We start from the raw sequence: 20,301 nt of genomic DNA, 5'->3' as shown, positions 1-20,301 counted from the left end.
CAGTTTCACTCGGACTTTTCGGGCTCTGGCCAGTTGAGATGCTGGTGCAGGAAATCATAAGCGCCCTGTTCGTGGATCGCATGCGGACCTTTGATCCATTCAATCGTGGTTCGATCACCGATCCCCAGTTGCGCCTGATACAGAAAACGTACCTTGGCATATTCCTGGGCGACCCGGTCATCGGGTTCGACTCCATCAAAGTGACCGCGTTCAACCATGAAGGGCCGAGGACAGATCAAGGCTGCCATTTCCGCATAGTTGAAGGTCCCCCCCAGATTCCATTCGAAGATTTCATATTCCCCTTTGTTGACATAGCTGTACCGCAGGGACCGTTGATCGGTGGCTGCATTCTTCCAGACCCATTCTCCAAAATCAGCTGAACAGATCGAAAGTGCATAATTTTCAACGAGTGGCGGTATCCGCATGGCTGATTTTCCACCATAGGAAATCCCATAAAAGCCGATTCGGTTGCCGTCGACGAATGGCTGTGTTTTCAGCCAGTCAGTAATCTGCTGATGCTGCGGAACCGCAATGGAGAACAGAGTCCGACCAATTGATTGCGCCTTGAACTGCAGGGTCCGAAAACGATCGAACAGGATATACGGATTCTGGGGCGCGAACGTAATAAAGCCCCGTTCAGCCAGGTGGGTTGAGAAGGATTTATAAGCGGCATATTTTTCTTCTCCCACCGTGTGCCGGGGGCGACCTTCCAGACCATGCTGGGTCACGACGACCGGTCGTTTCTCAGATCCATCCAGCTTGAGATCTTTGGGAAGTGTGAGAATTCCATATGCGGTCACATCAGGAAACACATCCATTTCAACCTGATAGCTGACGGTCTGCGGTCCTTCCTGATACTTACGAGTTCGGGCATTGGCGGGCAGCAGATTCAGAGCAAATTCGCCCACAACTTCTTTCTTGAAAATATCACGATATGGTTCGACTGTTTTCTTAAATTCATCTAAAGAGCCAGTCTTGAGATTCTGCATGAAATCGATGCGAGACTCATAAGCCAGTTGCAGCAGCCGCTGATTGTGTCTCTCAATTTCTGCCAGTTGCCCGGCATGTCGCTGTGCCGCGTACGAGCGCGTTTTCAACTCGAATGGTTTCACTTCAGTAGAGAGTGTCGCGTCAGTATCAAGGCTGGAAATCAAAGCCTGCAGCGTTTTGTCACCAACAGTTTCATTCGCTTCAATCAATGTGAGACAGGGAGTTTCAGTCTTCAATTCAGCCACAAACTGACGCGCATGTGCGAATACATCCCGAACCTCTTGTTGGCTGGGGACGAGTAGTTTGCCTGGTTTTCCCTTCATTTTGGGATAGTGATCGTCAATGACCTCCAGATTCCCCTCTGCGGTCGTGCGATAACCGTATTCTGGACAGGTTCCATTCTCGATAATCAAAGAGCGAGGTGCCACCAGACTGGCAATCTCTGCATCGCCCAGAGAATTAAGTAAACCGAATACATTACGGTCCGCTGGTTCCTGCCAGAGATTTTCACGGGGACCAAAATAACCACAGACGGCAGCGACATCAATTTCAGAATCCAACGCAGCTGCGTAGAGAGCCAGTCGCCCTCCTTCTCCCCAGCCAATAATTCCCACTGGACGAGAGGAGTCCGCGCTGGTCTGCTGGAGCAGTTTTACGCCTGCCTGGATTTTCTGAACTTCATAACCCGCCAGAGTCCGTCCCAGTTCGAACGCTGCCCGATGAAGCCATTCCCGCTGACTCAGATTCCATTTGTTGAGTTCACGATTGATCAAAGTCGGAATCAGCACACGAAACCCGGAGCGAGCCAGTTGCTGAGCGTAGCTGCCCCCCGGCTGCTTTGAGTAGATCAGGTCCTCCGGTGTCTGAGACGCTTCAGGCACCGCAATGATGTCTCCGCGGATCTTCCCCGAGGGAACCAGCAGTAACCCGGCCCCCTGCAGATCATCGAGAACCGGCCAGCTCACTTCATAAATCTCAAAGTCATTTGCGATTTTTTGAGGAGCAGTTTCCAGGTAAGAAAAACGACCTGAAACCATCGGATCTGACAGCCCCAGGATTCTTATCAGCTCCTGTTTCTGAGGGGCGATGGACTTTTCGTAAGCGGCAGGGGAACTGAAATCGCGTTGCCAAGTCTCGGCTCGATTCTCCGCCGCCAAAGCGATCTGTTTTAACAGGAACTGATCAATGCCTTTTATCATTTTAGCACTCAGGTCACTCTGATCGGTTAACTGCTGCGTGCCTGGTAAGGGGCTTTGATCGGGAGCCGCTTTCAGAACTGCCCACGGTGGTGTATCCCCCGCATGAAGCCCCAACTGACAAAGATTCAACATCAGACTGACCTGCAGGGTCAGTACCAGGAAAGCAGACAGGTTCAGTCGATTCATGATCGTCCTTTGTTGAAAGTCAGAGTGGTCTATCTCGGAGTATTTTCAGTCAGCTGTCGCGCGTTTAACTACAGTTAATCTTCGAGAAGGAAGATCCGTCACCGTGTATTGGTGTTCTAGACGGGTTGTTTTTCGGTCATGCGATAAACGCGTGCCGCCCCATCTGAATGCGCGACGGCCAGGTGCCTGCCATCCTGGAACAGGTCCAGCCCCCGTGCTGCAGTTGAAAGCTTCATGGTGTGGAAGAACTCTTCTTCACCCGGCTTTCTGAACCAGAGTTCGCCTTTACCGCTCCTGTTGGCACCAGCGCCAATCAGGAAGTTCTCCGGATGAAAACGTACCCCCCAGGCGATACCCTGGAATGTTTTATCTGGCTTGAGTTGTGCTTTGGCTTTTCCGGACTTCCAGTCGAACAACACGATGATGGGATCCTGGACTCCAGCAAAGGAGTTCACGACTTTTGTAATCCCCGCACTGGCCAGTTCGCTGCCATCGGTACTGAACTTGAAATCGCGGGCGCCGCCCATATCTGCGGCAAATTTGTTATCGTACCCGGTCATGACGCCGGCATCGATGCTGCGTACTTTCTTCCCGGTCTGCAAATCCCAGACGTGAATGGTGCCCATCAGATCCTGAGAGGCCAGCTGTTGACCATCCGGATGGAAATCGACTGCATAAACATGTCGTTCGTGTCCGGCAAAGGAATGCAGTAATTTGCCATCACTGACGTTCCAGACTTTCACGAGCAGATCATTTCCACAGGTTGCCAGTTTTGTCTGATCAGGGGATATCCGGACCCAGCGAGCCGAACCCTGATGCGCCTGTATGCTCAAGGTAGGTTTGGGTTCTGCAACCGTCAGATTCCAGGCTTTAATCTCTCCTCCCCAACAGGCTGAAAAGAGAGTTTTTCCATCCTGGGAAAAATCAAAACAACGCACCCAACTGGTATGCCCTTTGAGTGTTCTCTGAGCCTTGGTCTCTAAGTTCCAGACCTGAATTTCCAGATCTTCAGCTCCCGCCACCAGATGAGTTCCGGTGGGATCCACCTTACAGGAGGTCAGAGGGAATTTATGCTTGAACTCAGCCGTCTGGTGGGTCAGCACCGGATCGACGGCGTTGTAGTCAATTACCGGTTTGGAGGCAACAAGTGGTTCGGTGGTCTGTTGCGGCTTCATGCTAACAACTCCTTAATGGGTTGTGTGGTGGGATCACCGATGGGAATCGAACGTCCGCCGATCTCATGGTCGCGGGTCGAATCAATGCCCAGTGCCTGCAGATAGGTATGAAACAGGTGGCCGGCGTCGACTTCGCGATCTGCGACGGCAGTCCCTTTTTCGTTGGTCTTACCAATAATGGCTCCCGGTTGAACACCACAACCTCCCAGGGCGATCGACCACGCAGTTCCCCAGTGATCACGTCCGTAGCGGACGTTGATTTTCGGTGTTCGGCCGAATTCGGAATAGACCATCACCAGCGTACTCTCCAGCATGCCTCGCTCATGCAGATCATCGAGCAGCATGGAAAATGTTTTGTCGAATTCCCCGAGCTGCTCAAGATGAAAATTGAAATTTTCAGCATGAGAGTCGTATCCATGATGGGTCACTTTGACACAGGTGGCATTATTCTCCAGGAGCTTTCTTGCCAGGAGGCAGTTCCGGCCAAAATCATGTTTGCCGTAGCGTTCCAGGTCGTTGGCGTCAGGTGTTTTCTCGAAGAACGATTTGCGGGCCATCAATTTGGAAGCCTGCTGAAACGAAGCATCGAAGGTTTCCGTCTGTGCCTTACGGCGTCCCTGTCGAAACTGCTGGTTGAACTGCTGCCGGAGTTGCAGGCGGCGTGTGTTTGCGGTCGCGTTCAGGTTTTGGGGTAATCCCAGGTTCTGAGGTGGCTTCACCCCTTCAAATTTGAGCTGGGCATGCTGTGCTCCCAGGAAAGCAGCCGTCGCATCGCTGAGTCCTCTTGTCGAAATGTGAATATATCCCGGCAGTTCGCTATTCGCAGGCGCGAGATACTTTGAGGCGATCGAACCTATATAGGGATACTCGCCGGCCCGCCTCCCCTTCTCCATAAACAGGCGTCCCTGTGAATGGTCGTTCGTCTTAAGATTAATGCTGCGAACGATGGAGAGCAGATGCATCCTCTGGGCAGTATGAGGCAGCAACTCAGAAATATGCATGCCTGGAACTGAGGTCGGAATTGCACGAAACGGTCCACCGAATTCAGTTCCTGGTTTTGGGTCCCAGGATTCCAATTGGCTGACGCCCCCCTGGAGATACACCTGCAGAATCCGTTTATGCTGGCTTTTCACAGTCTCGGCGTGTGCAGACAGATCCGAGAGCCCCAGGCAGACTGCTCCACCAGCGGCCCCCGCCAGGAATTGTCGCCGGGCAATCTGGTGATCCAGAGAATGGCATCCTTGATTGCGTTTCATACTATGTCCTTTTGCCTCTCAGTGAGAAACTCAGGTGATGGGTTTAATGATTGAAACGAAACTCGTCAGAAGAGAGTGCCGCCCAGATAAGTTGTTGCAGATCCTGGTCGGTAGGCTTCGGGCCACCTTTCAGGAACAAGGCCACCTGTTTGATTTCTGTTTCGGTGGGGAACCGTGAAAATACGGAAAGATACAACTCTTCTGCGATAGCGGTCGGCTGATCCAGCTTCTTCAGACGGGCCGTCAATTGATTACCAGAGGGAGCGAGCCAGGCCTGGATCGTGTTACCATTTAGCAGAAACAGGGCCTGATCAGCCGAGGCGTCGAAACGTGTGGTCTGTGCGCCGACAATCCCAAATGTCCGGACAAAGGCAACCACGTTCCCTTTCAATGCGCCGTGTAACGCCTCTTCCTGCCAGAGAGGGTCATCAGCTTTTTTGGTTTTCTGTTTCTCATCGACTTTGCGCTGTTTCGTCTGCAGACGTTCCAAGGTCGCCGAGGTCACCCCGGTGGCCTGCATCATGGACCAGGCGAGTTGTTCGGGGGTCAATGGTTTGAGCAGGCCCATCTGGTAAGCTGATCGCTCGGGGATCTCAGTCTCGGCTGAAACATGACTGCTGCGCTGGTAGGTCTGGGTCAGTGCCAGTTCACGAATCACGTACCGCAGATTAAACTCATGATTCGCTAGCTCTTCACTCAGAAGCGACACGATTTTCGGATGGGTCGGAGGATTATCCGAGTGCCACATATCGAGCGGTTCAACCAGCCCCTGGCCCATCATCGTCGCCCAGAGACGGTTAACGATGTTCTTCCGGAACGCTTCGTTATGCTGACTGGTTAGTGCATCCGCCAGTTGCAAACGTCGACTGTAAACCGGGACCGAACGCACATTCTTTGCAGGTTTGACTTTATAGGCTTTTTTCGCGTCCGCCGGATCCGGAATTTCGGGAAGATCCAGGACCCGGGGGGCGGTCATCCCCTCTTCTTTAGTAAACACGGAGGTAAAGGAGACCTGGCCTTCGGCTTTTTCACCGATCGAGGCCTGCTTGGTCTTGGGATCTTTGAAGAGATAGCTGCGGCTCAGGAAGGCATCCAGACCATGGTAGTGTCGCTGCAGGTAATCATTCACGTTGGGATGATCATGGCACTGGGCACATTGCAGATCGCGTCCCAGAAAGATACGGCCCAGATCGCGCGTCACGACTTCGGATTTTAATTCCCGATCCAACAGAAAACGGGCCGCGGGTCGGGTTGTCTTATCTGTTCCGTCGACAGTCAGAATTTCATGAACCAGTTCATCCCAGGGACGGTTCTCCAGAAAAGACTGACGCAGGTATTCTTCCCACTCGGCTGTCTTCACATATTTGCCCGGTCGACGCTCCATCAGCATCGTGTCGAACAGATACTGTAACCTTCGGGCGTGTTCTGGTGAGGCAAGCAACTGATCGATCCGCTGGCTGCGTTTGTCCGGAGATGAATCTGCAACAAAAGTTCGAACTTCATCGGCCGTGGGAATGGTCCCGGTCAGGTCCAGGGTCACCCGCCTCAGGAACGTGGCATCATCGGCCAGAGGAGCAGCCTGTTTTTTAAACTGCGGCTTTCCTTCAGCAATGAGCTGATCGATCTGCTGATGCAGTGGAGTCTGGGCAGTGACAGTCGATGTGATTCCTGACAGAACCAACACCAGACACGCTACCATTGTGTGGAAGGAACGTAATCTCATAGGGTCACGCTATTTGGGTAGGATGATGCGAGCAGGGACCGACGCATGAACATATCTTGATCGGTAGTTTGATTCTAGCCGATGAATTCGATCAATTCAATCTTTTCTTATGAATCCTAACTTTTTTCAGCAGATCCACTCCAAGCGTGAGATCATCACTCAATACAGGCATTCTGTAGAGAATAATGAGACTCAAAATTCAGTTAGCTGCCTTTTCCTTTCCTGTCTTGGCAGGTTTCTTTTTCGGCCGCCAGTTGGGATCTCCGGCGTCTGCAGGAAGACTGGAATTCCATTCGTAGACCGCCTGCTGCAAACGTTTGACCAGATCCGGATGTTGTGCCGCCTGGTTTCGGGTTTCCGAGATATCCTGTTCGAGATCATAAAGCTGAATACCGGTCTGGTCGTAGTTCATGTAAAACTTCCATTTTCCCGCACGAGCGGCCAGATCTGGATTCGGTTCTTCCCTGGTCCCCGGCCGATCGGGAGGACGTCTCCAGAACAGCGGTGCCTGTCTGCTCTGTTTTTCTTTTCCCAGCAACGTATCAGCCAGATCCTCGCCATCGAGCTGGACTCCCAGTGGGAGTTCTGTACCCGTTAGTGAATACAGCGAGCGGTTTAAATCCAGGGCACTGAGTACGGACGTATTGTTTGTTGTGCCAGCAGCTTTTGGATTGATCAGCGACGGCCCCCAGACGATCAGCGGCGAACGAACACCTCCTTCATACAGCCAGGTCTTGGCCCCCCTCAATGGATTGGCAAGACCAGCGCCGATTTCAGGACCATTATCGGACGCGATCAGAATCAATGTATTGTTTTTCAGTTTCACGTCATTTCGTATGCGATCAAACAATGCCCCCAACTGCTGATCCATGGCTTTGAGAACCGCGTAATAGAGGGCCCGTTTACTTCCGTCCGTCGCATCACGCACGACTTCGGGCGGAAAGAATGGAGAATGGACATCATCGGGCCAGAGATTCAGATAGAAAGGCTGGCCCGTCGCTTCAGCCTGATCGATAAAGTTCAGAGCGTCTTTTACAAAAGCGGCCGTTACGACGGAACGATCTTCCCAGCGAATGGGACCGTGTCCGAGGTTGGCGGAACCGAGATCATGTTTCTGAGGAGGCTTTCCATCATAGGCGTCCTTCAGAGGCAAAACACGTGGGCCGAGGCCTTCGAAGTTAGTCAGGCTCTGATCAAACCCGTAGCGGGTGATCAAAGGCGCTTCTCCCACATCCCGCTGTCCGCCCATGTGCCATTTTCCAAAATGCCCTGTCGCGTATCCCGCATGCTTCAGTTCCCGTGCCAGCACAGGTGCCTTGGGCTCCAGCCATTGCGCCAGCCCGCGTTCCCGGTTCTTTTTGCGTTGCGCCAGATAAGAATTGATCCGCCAGCGCTGAGGATATTGTCCAGTAGTCAAAGCAACCCGCGAAGGGGAGCAGATGGGCGAATTCACATAGAAATTCGTAAAACGGATTCCCTCGGCAGCCAGCCGATCAATATATTCTGTTTTAACAGCTGCTCCCTGAAAACAGGAGAGATCTGACCACCCCATGTCATCAATGAAGACCATGATCACATTCGGTTTATCCTCAGCAGCAATCCGCTGTGGTCTGCCGTAGACATTTTTCTGGTCTCCCGTTTCCTCCAGCCAGTCATCGACCTGTTGTCGCAGCATGCGCAGACGTTCCGCCTGCTCAGGTTCATCAACCCGATTCTGCTGCTCATAGGGATCAGTATTGACCTGGTATAATTCTTCATCCGGTCGTTCGAGATAACGTCGCACCTTCTGTCGTGCCTGGGGGTGGGTGATTGCTTTTTGAACCCAACTGTCCCAGTAACTGTTCTTGGCACGTGCATTCGTCACGTGACTGGTAAACCGGAACTCGGGATGCAGATTGCGGATGTACTTCCAGCCATCCAGCGTTCGAGCAGCCCGCATCGGGTAGACATTGTTATCACCGTCCCCCGAATGCGTGGTGAAGATAACCTCGCGATGTGTGGTTGTTTCCCCTTTCAAGACGGGGAGCAGGCTGCGGCCATCAATGGAGTCAGGGGGCGTGCCTCCGGCGACATCAATCAATGTCGGCAGAATATCAATCCAGGATGCCATCGCGTCTGTACGAACCCCCGGTTTGATCTGTTCCGGCCAGCTTACTATCAGCGGAGTGCGAATCCCTTCGTCGTACAGATTCCATTTTCCAAACGGCCACTGTGCGCCATGATCGCTGGTATGCAGAAAGAAGACATCATCTCCCAGTTTCTGTCGAGCCACGTCATAGACTTGCCCGAGTTCGCGATCCATAGTCTGAATGGCGGCCATGTATTTCGCCCGCCACTCTCGGGTGACCGGCGTATCCACATGATGAGGAGGCACCTGCAATGCTGCCGGATCGATGTCACCAATCTCTTCCGGCCAGGGTACGTGAGGCCAGTTCGTACCGACAAACAGACAGAGTGGCCGATCACTGTCACGCTGCTGGAGCCATTCAATGGCTTTGGGAATCGCAATATCTTCGTGATAGCGAAAATGACGGGCGATGTCGAACCCGTATTCAGGCGTCTGTTTATAATGGCCGACCTTACCGAATGAGACGACCTCATATCCCAGTTCCTGCAGGTACGCGGGCAACTTCTTGATTTCGGCCCGTGGCCGGAAGTGATTGGGTTCTGCTCCGTTATTGGCAGGATACAATCCTGTGAGCAACGCGGCGCGACTCGGGGCACAACTGGGAGAAGCAACAAACGCGTTGTTGAACGTCATCCCCCGGGCCGCCAGGCGATCCATATTGGGAGTTTTGATATCGGGAGAGCCATAGACTGAGGAATCACGCCAGGTATGATCGTCTGAGAGAAAGATGACCATATCCGGTCGAGGCGTTCCTGCTAAGACAGCTGATACGAACAGCTGTACCAGGATAAGACAGGTAATTCCAGATAAGCGCATCTGTTAACTCCCCTGATGTGGCTCTTTGATGACATAAAACAGTCGATAGAAAGGTTTGACTTAGACGGGTAACACACTAGATTGAAAGTTAATTATAGCCATCAGGTACCGGGTATCACAAATGCGCAACTGACTCTCGACACAGATTTCAATTATCGGGTCCTCTCATAGCGGGACATCAATCACACTGGACTTGAGTGAAAGTGAGCTGTTAGGATGAAGTTAGATTCATCTTACCCCAGCGTCCCACCTGTCAGAACGGAAACTTCCGTGAAGTCATTTATTCTCAGCCTGGTCATCATTCTAAGCGCCATCTGCAGCGAAAGCCTGGCCCAGAAACCCTATCGCGTATTGCCTCCCGATTTCAATGCAGACAAAACACAGCAGATGATGCGCAGCTGGTTGCGCCAACAGAGCCATCGGGCACTCGATCAACGCCGAATAGAATTCGAGCAGGCACTAGGTTCTCCAGAACGCTTCGCCGCATATCAGCAAAAACTTCGGAAGACATTACGTAAGTGCCTGGGAGAGATGCCGCCACAGACTCCTCTCAATCCCATGGTTACCGGCACGATCGAAGCCAATGGCTTCACAATCGAAAAGCTCTACTTTGAGAGCCAGCCCGGTTTTTATGTGACCGCGAACCTGTATCGTCCCGATGGCCCGGGCCCCTTCCCGGCGATTCTGCATCCCCTGGGACACAGTGAAAACGGAAAAGCGTACGAATCTTACCAGAAAGCGAACCAGTTACTGGTCAAACAGGGTTTCGTAGTGCTCTGCTTTGATCCCATCGGTCAGGGGGAACGTAAACAGATCATCGATTCTGACGGAAAACCAGCACATCGTGCCAGTCATGAACACCAGGAACTGGGAGTCGCGCCGATTCTGCTGGGACGCAGCCTGGGCGGGTACATGGTCTGGGACGCGGTCCGTGCTCTCGATTATCTCTGCAGTCGCCCCGATGTCGACGCGCAACGTATTGGTTGCACCGGGAATTCAGGGGGAGGCAACCTCACCAGTTTTCTGATGGCCTATGATGAGCGGATCCAGGCAGCTGCGCCGGGTTGTTTCATGACCACCCATCGCGAGAAAAACGAAAGCCCCGGCCCCGGTGATGCCGAGCAGAATCTGTATGCTCAAATCCGCGAAGGTTTTGATCACCCGGACTTCATCCTCAGTCGTGCCCCTAAACCAACGCTCATCCTGGCTGCGACGCGTGATTTTGTTCCGATTGAAGGCACCTGGGATGCCTTCAGACAGGCCAAGCGAGCCTATACCCTGCTCGGATACCCAGAACGGATTTCACTGATCGAAGCCAATGAAAAACATGGTTTCAGCCAACGACTCAGAGAAGGAGCCGTCCGATTCTTTGCACTCTGGTTGCAGGGACGCCAGATTAACGTTTTCGAAGAGGCTTCCGTCAAGGTCTACACAGATCGGGAACTGCAGGTCACCCCCAGCGGCCAGGTACAACAACTGCCTCTGGCCCGTTCGCTGCTGGAAGTAAATCAGGCTGAAGAACGGCGACTGGCCTTGAAGCGACCTCCCCTGACACGCAACCTGATTCACCAGATAACCGGAATTCGAAAATTGACGCAACTGCCAGAGCCGCGAGTCGAACTCATCGGTTCGAATGGCAGACGTGCAAAGTCACTGCAGTTTCAGTCTGGCTCAAACCGTGATGAACCTCTGCGACTGATCATCCACCCTGAACCCGGAATTGTCCTCCCTGCATTATACTGGCCCGGAGGAACCGCCCCGCCTGTCCTGCTGGCCCCCGCAACGGGAATGAACAGCGCTGTCAAAGAAGCGCGGCAACTGCATCGCCATGGGCATCCGGTGCTCATCGTCGAAGTTCGTGACACAGGCGAAACCACAACCCGCAACTGGCGGTTCTTCGGAGCCGATTATTACATCGCTTACATGCTGGGACGTTCCTGGTTGAGTATGCGGACAGAAGATATGCTGGTCAGTGCCCGATGGTTGAAAACGCAACGACAGGCGGAGTCCTTGCGTCTCGTTACTGAGGGGGAACTTACCCCGGCGGGACTCCACGCTGCCGCTCTGGAGCCCGAACTGATCTCTGAGTTGACTGCCAGAGGCGGAATTCCGTCCTGGAGATCGTTAATGAAGACACCAGATGCACACCAGCACATCCACAATGCGGTTCATGCTGGATTGCGTTATTATGATTTACCCGATCTGAAAGCATTGATATCTACTACCCCCTGAGGAGTTTCCCCATGCCTGCCCTGAAGTTTGTTTATACACTGGCGTTCGCGCTGCTATTCATTTCCCCGGCTGTCCTGTCTGCTGCTGAGTCCCAACCCAACATTCTGCTCATTATGGCGGATGATGTGGGCAGTGATGCCATCGGCTGTTACGGGGGCCAGAGCTATCCGACTCCCCACATTGACAAGCTGGCCCAGGGAGGTCTTAAGTTCACTCAGGCATACTCGATGCCCGTCTGTCACCCTTCTCGCGTCTGCCTGATGACGGGCCGTTATCCGTTCCGGTTTGGTAAAGCAGGCTCGAAATGGGGAGACTTTCCAGACGCTGCTGAGGGAATCTGTATTGGCGATCGCATGCAGCAGGCCGGCTATGCGACTGCAGTTGCCGGGAAATGGCAGCTCTGCTTCATGAAAAACGACCTGGATCATCCCAGCCGCGTCGGTTTTGACAAGTGGTGTCTGTTTGGCTGGCATGAAGGGGGCCGCTATCATGATCCACTGATTTACCAGAATGGCAAGTTACTGAATAACACCGAGGGCAAATATGGGCCGGATATTTATACCGATTTTCTGATTGACTTCATGAAAGAGAGCCATAAAGAGGGGAAGCCATTTTTCGCCTATTACCCGATGGCCCTCTGCCATGATGTGACTGATGACCTGAAAGGAAAGCATGTCGCTTACGCACATGACGGACACTGGCTGACCTTTGCTGAGATGATGACATCCATGGATGACATGGTAGGTCGCCTGGTAGCGGCATTGGATGAAATGGGAGTCCGCGATAATACCCTGATCCTCTTCACCACCGATAACGGGACACCCGCCGCGAGCTACCTGTATGTCAACGAACAGGGGAAGATGGTGCGTCCTAAAGTGGTTTCGGTACGGAACAACACAATCGTCCCTGGCGGCAAAGGTAAACTGGATGATACCGGTACCCGGGTCCCCCTGATTGCGAACTGGCCGGGACACATCAAAGCAAACCAGGAAGTCAACACCATGGTTGACCTGACCGATTACCTGCCGACGGTCGCGGATGTCGCCGGCCTCAAGGATGATGGCGTGCCCCGGGATGGAGTCAGTTTTGCTGAAGTTCTCAAGGGGGCTTCCGGGAAAGATCGTCGCGACTGGATCTTTATTGAACATCGAGGTAAACGTTGTGTCCGTTCTCTGAACTGGAAACTCTACGATGACGGCCGCTTCTTCGAGCTCAAACAGGACCCGCTGGAGAAGTCTCCCCTGAAAACAGATGCGTTATCGGGAAAAGCAAAACGCAACTATGCTTCCTTACAAGACACGCTTGAGAAGATGCAGGGACCTTTGAAGCCGACCCATTAATCACTTGGGAATCAGGGTGCCCCCAGTTGTTTGAGCTGTTCCTCAGCCTGCTGGCGGTGCCCTGAAGATGAGGTCTTGTCCTGCAGCACACTCTGGTAAATCTGCTGCGCAGCCTGCTTATTTCCTGCAGCAGCCAGCGTGTACCCCTTCGCGAGTTGCATTTCATGGCGCCAGAATCCTTTGAGTTGATCGATATCGGCTTTTTCCAGCGCCTGTAATGCATCGTCGTATTTCCCCTGTTTCGTGAGAATCCGGGCCGCCCCCGCAATCGAACGGAACTGATCCGCTGCCCCAATCCGTGAGGCCCTCTCATAGTTCTGACGATACGCCTTCAGAGCCCCGGCTTCATCCGACAAGTTATGTTCTCGGTTTTCCCCAAGCAACAGGAGGATTTGCGAGTGGATGCGTGGATCCGGGGTATAATTCAACGCCAGTGTCAGATCGGTCTCAGCAGCCTCTCCCTGCTTCATTCGTAAACGGGCCATTCCCCGCGCCAGAGCGGCTTCTCCAACTTGACTGAATGGCCAGGCCTGAAAATCCTCTGATTGGAACTGCTGAATCAACTCAGCATAGTTTCGCTGTGCCAGCAGATTCTGCATGCGCACTGTCTTCGCCACCGTTTCCAGTGGTATTTTTTCAGCCAGCGATTCCGCTTGTGATTCCTGTTTCAGCTGACGGGCACATTCCGCCGCCTGCTGGAGTGCCACGGACTTCTGCAGGTCCGTGATCTGTTTTTCTGCAGCCAGGGACAGGAACAGATCTTGAGCAGACTGATACTTGCGGCGCCGCATCAGTGTTTCTGCTTTTTTGCTCGTAATCAGGTAATCTGTCACGCTCGGATCGGCTTCGAACTGGTGTGACAGTCCCCGATAAAAGTAGGCGAATTTCATCGGCTGATGAAATCCCGAAGTCCCGGTCGGCGCGAATGCCGAATATTCAGCACCATTGTCGCGAATTCGTTGACGACAGACATTAATGTGCCAGGGCAGACTGACTGTGGGACGATGTCCGATCACCTGATGCAGGGGATCGTTTTCATCCTGAACAACAGGAATCCGCACTTCAGCAGTCCAGTAGCCGTCTTTAATCTGAGTTGCGACTTCAGCCTGTGAATCCCAGCGGAACCAGTCCTTCTTATCGGCCCCTCGATCCAGATCAATCAGCGCCCCGGCAGGATTGATGGCCAGTTGATAATAACTATGCGACTCTGTGCTGAGCAGAATTTCGATTGCATCACCAAACCAGATTGCCTGATCTTCATTTTTTGTTGTGGTGCTGCGGGGCTGCTCGCCCGGTGCTTCCTCACAACGAATCGCAAAATAGAGATCACGGCCGACCCAGCGTGATTTAACAGATGTGCCATAAACGGGTAAGCGTCCGGTCTGCAGTTCACGCAGGCTTCCTGTCGAAGCGGTTGGGCAGTTTTCCCAAAGGGGCTCATCGAGCTGCCCATCGATTACAATTTCACCCCGGGGATCACCCACCAGTCTTAAAACGGGAACCGGTCCCCGTTTCTGTGCCAGTTGAATACTTTTATTTCTCAATCCGTTGAGGAAATTATCGATGAGTGCCATTCGCCGGCCATAGACGGAGTCACTTTTCACTTTCGCTTTCGCGACAGAAAACAGCTCCAGTGCGCGACTGGCCTTCTCGGCCTCTTTCTCCATCTCACGCCAGTGTTCTTCACAGTAAAGAAAGAAGGTATGCATTTCCTGAGCAGCAGGTCCGTAAAACAGATCACAGTATTCGTTGAACAGGTCATCCACATCCTGGTCTTTTCCCCCCAGTACATCCGCGCGGTGAAGTAAATCAGAAAGTGGTTATAGCCAATCGCATTCTCGCCGAAATCCATCGTGAGCCAGATGTCTTCTCCTTTCGAGATCCCTTTGGTCTCGTTGATGCTCTCCCCCAGTACGTGAGGAATGAAGGCCGGCAGATAGAAGCCCCGTCCGGTAAACGGATAGTTTTCGAAGATAATGATCGGGTTTGCTGTCTTTTTCACCCAGGCGTCACGCAACTGGCGGAGTTCTTCCCGGTCTGCAGACGTCGGTCTTCTTCCCCCCACAATAATCACCTGCACGTTGGGTTCGAGACGGTCGATCTTTTCAGGAGGCAGCGTATAAGTTCCATAGGCACAGTTCGAGATTTTGCGATCCGGGTGCGTTTTACGAACCTCTTTAGCCACTCGATTCACAAACTCCCAGACATAATCGGAAAACGCACCGCGGTAACCTCGATCAGGAGTATCCTTGCCTGCACAATGCTCACATTGACAGATCGCGGTATAGCCATCAGGGGGCATTACCGAAACGACATCCATGTCAAAATGATCAAACTGAGCCCTCACATAGCGCACGGTCTGCTGGAACAGTTCCTCATTAGAATAGCATAATTGATTCAGACGTTTCCCCGGCTGGGTATCACGTTTTCCGCCGTAGAGGGCAAACCATTCGGGATGCTTTTCGAGTGTCTCTGTATTGTGCGTCATATGATCCAGACCGTGGGCGGCCTGCCGACCGTAGGGTTGTCTTACCCCCAGCCGCATGGCCCACATGGCAGCATCGCGACCATACACACCGAGACGAAAGTTAATTGTCCGCAACGGAAAATCGGGCTGTACCGTTTCGTCGATCGCCGGTAATGGAATCGTATTCTGCCGGGGAATGACTTCTCCCAGTTCCCCCGGTAGATACCACCGCACACCCAGTCCCCGTAAATATCCGCAGACCGCGTTGAAGGAACCTCTTTCGTCAAAGCCCCACACATTGACCTGGCCTGTTTTGTCGACCAGTTGCTCGTTCGGTGTTCCAAACAGACCCGTTGAACCCGTGTAATGCTTGTAGAGTTGAGAATGAGGGTAGCCCCAGTGCTCACCAGTAATCGCATTCCAGGCCGTTTGTACTTTACCACTGGCCAGATCACGATGATTGCGGGGCCAGGGTTCGATCGGTACGAAATTAGTATCGTCGCCGAGCATAGCAAGCCAGTTGTCGCCGGCAACAATCCGGTAGGCTCCTGCTTTCAGTCCGGCAGTCGTGACTCCCCGCTTTTCTGCTTCTTTACTCGCCCCGATCAAAACTTTGACTGGCACCTTAGCCGTCGTCTCAGTGACGATTTCCAGCTTTGCTCCCGAAATCTTTTTCAGATAATGCTGAAGTTCCTGGGCAGCCAGTCGCGTGCTGCGCTGAGCTGCAGGATCAATCACGATTTCTGCTTCTGCCCGTCCTTCCCTGACCAGATACTGTTCCGCAGCAGTTACCGTATCCAGCACGAAAGTGAAACACCACAGAACGCCAGCCAGCAGAAGTGAAATCCGCATGTTGAACTCCAACACTGTTTAAGGTGAAATCAGTTGTCATACTGTAGCGAGCGTACTTTCAGCACCAGCTGGGAGCCAATTACTGTTTGCCATAAACCGGCGGCTTCCAGTTCCTGGGCAGGCGTCCCTGAGGACGAACACCGTAAGCATCTGCGGGAATCGGATGATCCTCAGCCTGTTCTAAAGGCAGATCGTCTGGCAGATGCTTGATTTTGAAATCCTTGTATTGAATTTTCATCTTCGGTCCGACGTGTACCTGAACGGCCAGCACACCTTCCAGTGCCCGACCTTTGGGATCGAGGTCGATCAGGTCCGCAGTCTTGTGGCCGTCAATCCAGTGCTCATGATGATTGCCGCGTACCAGCACTCGGAAATCATGCCACTCGTCGGGGGCGAATGTTTTGACGGGCATCTTACCAACTACCCAGGGCTGACCATCAGGTGCGACGATGACTTTCTCGCCTGTGTGCGAGAGAATTCGACGTCCCTTCTCCTCATAGAGCATACCATTGTAATTCGGATTGTTGGCCACCACATCACATTGATAGCCGGTGACGATATCCAGTCCGAGATCGGGACGAGAGGTTCCCCGATACTGAATCCCGCTGTTGCCCCCCTCTGTCACTTTCACTTTGACTCGTAAGTCAAAGTTGCGAATCGTGGAATCTTTCCAGGTAATGAAGCGATTCATCTTCAGAGAACCATCTGTTTTCCCCGTCAGAGCCCCTTGTTCAACAGACCAGTATTGTGGATCGCCGGTCCAGTGCCGGAGCGTTTTGCCGTCGAAGACACTGACAAAACCATCCTTGTCCGCGCGGGCACCAACGGCTGCAGAAGCCACTGGATAGGGAACCGTGGAATCCCGAAATCCACCGCGCAGTGGATCTAAAGGGCCTCCCAACTCTTTGACTCGCTCTGTCGTGCGATCTCTGAGTGCCTGAAGCTGCTCTGCATATCTGGGATTTCCCACCAGATTGATCAGTTCATCTGGATCTGCCTCCAGATCATGCAGAAACTCGTAGTTATCATGATCAAAGTAACGCACGTATTTCAGGTTACCATCGCGAATCCCCTCGAAGGCCGGAATTCGATTGCGTACTGCGAAATGTTCATGGAATGTTTCAGTCCGCCAGTCGGCTGGTTTCGCTCCCTTCACGACGGGCTGGAGACTCTGCCCCTGATACCGTTTCGGAACGTCCGCACCGGCCCAGTCCAGAAACGTTGCGGGCAGGTCAAGATTCAGCGCCAGTGCGTCAGTCACTTTGCCCTGTTCTTCTTTCGGAACACGGGGATCCATGACAATCAGTGGTACCTGGAGTGCATTCTCGTAGTGTGACCACTTTCCAGCAAGCCCCCGATTGGCCATGTAGTAGCCGTTATCAGCAGAGTAAACAATAATGGTATTTTCAGCGAGCCCGGCTTCTTCCAGTGCTTTCAGGAACCGACCGATTGCTCCGTCGATACCGCTGACCATGCGGTAGTAGGCCCGCATGTTTGTCTGATATTTCTGAGGCGTATTCCAGCGCCAGAAATAACGTTCCCGGTTGATCGTGGTCTGCAGGAAATTCGGTTGTGCATTGAAGATCTCAGGATCTCCCAGACGAGGGGGCGCGATTTCAATGTCTTCATACATACCATCGACAGCACGCGGCCAGGGAAAGTGTCCAATTCCGGGCCGTCGGTCACTGTCTTCAGCGTGACAGGCATTGAACCACAGATTCAATGCGAATGGTTTCCCCTTGGGCTGCGATTTGACGAATTCGATTCCGCGATCAACGATTAATTCGGTCTCATGCCGCAGGCTGCCATCCGGTTGCTTCTTGTAGTAAGGATTGCGGCTGATCGCTTCGAACTCATCGAAGTGCGCTTCCCGCTTGAAATCTTTCGGCATCTTCGCATGCCATTTTCCATAGAAACCGGTTCGATACCCCTGCTCTCGCAGCAGATCTGTATACAGTGTCTGGACCGCGTCGGGCCGTGCCTGTTCCGGATTCGCGGGAGTTCCGTAACTGCGTCCCGTTAATCCGGTCAGAATTGTGGTCCGACTGACCCAGCAGATTGCCTGGCTCACGTATGCTTTTTCAAAACGAGTGCCTCGTTTGGCAAGTTCATCAATGTTGGGTGTCTGGATCACCTGGTTGCCGTAACAGCCAACTGTGCTGGTGGTTTGATCATCGGCGAAGAAAAAGACAATGTTCGGTCGCTCTGCTGCTTCCGATTTTCCCAAGGTGAGTAAAAGCAGAGCAGTCAGCAGGAGTAAACTTTTGAATTTCCCAATCATGAGGTTCATTTCCAGACTCGCGCCAGAGTCACAGGGAGCATGTGAGGTTTGATCGTGTTGCAGACAAACCAGGCTCAGTTTCAGAAGTTTTACGGGGAGAATATCTACCGGAATGAAATATGTGGTCTCTTTAGTTTAACCGGACGAGCAGGCAAAGGCGACAGTTGAGCTGGAATTTCCTGAGGGGACTTTCCCTTCTTTAACAACGTTCACTATCTCTGAAACTCAGCCCTCAGATTTCAGACAGGGAATTGCGGGGATTGATCAATGCCCAGCTCAAGGTTGCCCCCAGATAGATTCCAGCAAAGAGGTAAAGTACCAGATTCCACTCCGGTACCGGCATTGCTTTGATATAGGTGAATAAGGCGCCCACGGCGATGGGGGAGAGATAACCGCCTACAACGCCTGCCATATTCACAATCGCAATAATGACCGATGTATGTCTGCCTCCCAGATCCATAGACGTCACCCAGATCGCGGGATTCCCCATGCCGGAGAGAAACGTTCCGCAGGAAATCAGGTAGACGGCATCTTCAGCAGGGACCTGACTGGCCAGTAGAATACAAACGGCACAGATCAGCGCGGACCCGGCACTAAGCAGCGAACGGCTGAAGTATTTGTTGCCCGTCCATTGATAAATCAGATCGATCAGACGGCCTCCCGCGAGGGTCCCCAACACGATACTTGTTAGCGGCAGCATCGCCAACAGTCCCGCTTTCTGCACAGAAGCGCCACTGGACTGCTGCAGGTAAGCCGGGAACCAGGTAATGAAGAATGCGTATCCAAACGCCCGGAAGACGGACTGCAGGCAGAACAACCAGAGACTCGCATTCGAGATCATCCGTATGAATAACTGACGAATCGGCGTTGAGCTTGTTGCCTTATTTTCTGAGACGGCATTCCTGTCCGCTGCGTTAATCAGTTCCACTTCAGCATGATTCGTCTTTGGGTGATCCTGGGGACGATCGCGGAACAACAGAAAAAAAAGGAACATCCAGCAGACAGAGAACAGGCTGAACAACACCAGCGGCAGACGCCAGCCCAACGGGTCAACCAATGCAGCAGTCACCCCTGTGGCGATGATACTCCCCACGGACATAAAACTGCCCATCAGAGAACTGGCTGTACCGCGTTTCGCTACGGGAATCCAGTTCTTAATCACTTGTGCCGAACAGGGAACCATACCGGCCTGCGCCAGCCCCAGTAACAGACGTGAAAACCAGATCAGTCCGAATGAAGCTGCCAGGGCCGTTAACAGATTCGCAATGCCTGCTGTCATCTGGAGCAAAGGTAAAGCCAGCCGATTTCCCAGCTTTTGTCCCAGTATGCCTCCCGGAATCTGAAACAGGAAATAACCGGCATAAAAAGCAGCCAGCACGCGTCCCATCTGCAGATCATCCAGACTGAGATCCTGCTGAATCGTAGTCGCCAGAGGAGCCAGTCCCGCGCGTGGCAGATAGGCCAGTAGAAAACCACTGCTTAACCCAGCCAGTACCAGATAACGCACCCGGGTCGGTTTGGAATCATTTGCGGAGAGGCTGTCTGCTGGAGAATCCATCTGGGATATTTTCACTCCACTACAGAGGCAGGTTGTTTCATTCCTTAGCCTCTGTTATCAGTGACCGAATTGTGATGAGCGCAATTCATGCCTTTTCA

At 52.8% G+C, this 20,301-nt stretch carries 10 protein-coding genes; 2 read left to right on the top strand and 8 right to left on the bottom strand.

Annotated features, from left to right (window positions below):
* Positions 1–5: 5 nt before the first annotated feature.
* From F1728_RS30150 to F1728_RS30130, 5 genes are all read right to left on the bottom strand, one after another.
* Entirely contained in the window at positions 6–2,375 is a 2,370-nt protein-coding gene (locus tag F1728_RS30150; RefSeq protein ID WP_155367108.1) for a dienelactone hydrolase family protein, read from the bottom strand.
* Between the two features lie 116 nt (positions 2,376–2,491).
* Positions 2,492–3,550, bottom strand: coding sequence for a WD40 repeat domain-containing protein (locus F1728_RS30145; RefSeq protein WP_155367107.1), 1,059 nt, complete (start codon positions 3,548–3,550; stop codon positions 2,492–2,494).
* Positions 3,547–4,806: a DUF1501 domain-containing protein gene (locus F1728_RS30140; RefSeq protein ID WP_155367106.1), complete on the bottom strand. Its 1,260-nt coding sequence runs from the start codon at positions 4,804–4,806 to the stop codon at positions 3,547–3,549. The genes F1728_RS30145 and F1728_RS30140 overlap by 4 nt, the downstream gene beginning before the upstream one ends.
* Positions 4,807–4,849: 43 nt before the next feature.
* The gene (locus tag F1728_RS30135; RefSeq protein WP_228030416.1) at positions 4,850–6,490 is read right to left on the bottom strand and encodes a DUF1549 domain-containing protein; all 1,641 of its coding nucleotides are present in this window, start codon (positions 6,488–6,490) and stop codon (positions 4,850–4,852) included.
* 238 nt (positions 6,491–6,728) lie between these two features.
* Positions 6,729–9,473: a sulfatase-like hydrolase/transferase gene (locus F1728_RS30130; protein WP_155367105.1), complete on the bottom strand. Its 2,745-nt coding sequence runs from the start codon at positions 9,471–9,473 to the stop codon at positions 6,729–6,731.
* 270 nt (positions 9,474–9,743) lie between these two features.
* Here F1728_RS30130 and F1728_RS30125 point away from each other — a divergent pair, with 270 nt between their 5' ends.
* Positions 9,744–11,705, top strand: coding sequence for an acetylxylan esterase (locus tag F1728_RS30125; RefSeq protein ID WP_194242599.1), 1,962 nt, complete (start codon positions 9,744–9,746; stop codon positions 11,703–11,705).
* 11 nt (positions 11,706–11,716) lie between these two features.
* Positions 11,717–13,045: a sulfatase-like hydrolase/transferase gene (locus F1728_RS30120; protein ID WP_155367103.1), complete on the top strand. Its 1,329-nt coding sequence runs from the start codon at positions 11,717–11,719 to the stop codon at positions 13,043–13,045.
* A gap of 1,600 nt (positions 13,046–14,645) precedes the next feature.
* Here F1728_RS30120 and F1728_RS30115 read toward each other — a convergent pair.
* From F1728_RS30115 to F1728_RS30105, 3 genes are all read right to left on the bottom strand, one after another.
* Positions 14,646–16,364 carry a DUF4838 domain-containing protein gene (locus F1728_RS30115; RefSeq protein WP_155367102.1) on the bottom strand — a complete coding sequence of 573 codons (1,719 nt, stop codon included), beginning with the start codon at positions 16,362–16,364 and terminating at the stop codon, positions 14,646–14,648.
* Between the two features lie 79 nt (positions 16,365–16,443).
* Positions 16,444–18,645, bottom strand: a complete 2,202-nt coding sequence (locus F1728_RS30110; protein WP_228030415.1) for a sulfatase-like hydrolase/transferase — start codon at positions 18,643–18,645, stop codon at positions 16,444–16,446.
* Positions 18,646–18,877: 232 nt separating this feature from the next.
* Positions 18,878–20,203, bottom strand: a complete 1,326-nt coding sequence (locus tag F1728_RS30105; RefSeq protein WP_155367100.1) for an MFS transporter — start codon at positions 20,201–20,203, stop codon at positions 18,878–18,880.
* Positions 20,204–20,301 lie beyond the last annotated feature (98 nt).

The organism is Gimesia benthica, assembly GCF_009720525.1.
GTDB classification, from domain to species: Bacteria; Planctomycetota; Planctomycetia; order Planctomycetales; family Planctomycetaceae; genus Gimesia; species Gimesia benthica.
Note: the sequence above shows the minus strand (reverse complement) of the source record. Positions and strands in the feature narration are given on the sequence as shown.

What these genes read in the sequence shown, in the direction of transcription:
- F1728_RS30150 (WP_155367108.1), bottom strand. Translation starts at nt 2,375, where the DNA reads ATGAATCGACTGAACCTGTCTGCTTTCCTGGTACTGACCCTGCAGGTC.
- F1728_RS30115 (WP_155367102.1), bottom strand. Translation starts at nt 16,364, where the DNA reads ATGCGGATTTCACTTCTGCTGGCTGGCGTTCTGTGGTGTTTCACTTTC.
- F1728_RS30130 (WP_155367105.1), bottom strand. Translation starts at nt 9,473, where the DNA reads ATGCGCTTATCTGGAATTACCTGTCTTATCCTGGTACAGCTGTTCGTA.
- F1728_RS30110 (WP_228030415.1), bottom strand. Translation starts at nt 18,645, where the DNA reads ATGATTGGGAAATTCAAAAGTTTACTCCTGCTGACTGCTCTGCTTTTA.
- F1728_RS30105 (WP_155367100.1), bottom strand. Translation starts at nt 20,203, where the DNA reads ATGGATTCTCCAGCAGACAGCCTCTCCGCAAATGATTCCAAACCGACC.
- F1728_RS30145 (WP_155367107.1), bottom strand. Translation starts at nt 3,550, where the DNA reads ATGAAGCCGCAACAGACCACCGAACCACTTGTTGCCTCCAAACCGGTA.
- F1728_RS30120 (WP_155367103.1), top strand. Translation starts at nt 11,717, where the DNA reads ATGCCTGCCCTGAAGTTTGTTTATACACTGGCGTTCGCGCTGCTATTC.
- F1728_RS30140 (WP_155367106.1), bottom strand. Translation starts at nt 4,806, where the DNA reads ATGAAACGCAATCAAGGATGCCATTCTCTGGATCACCAGATTGCCCGG.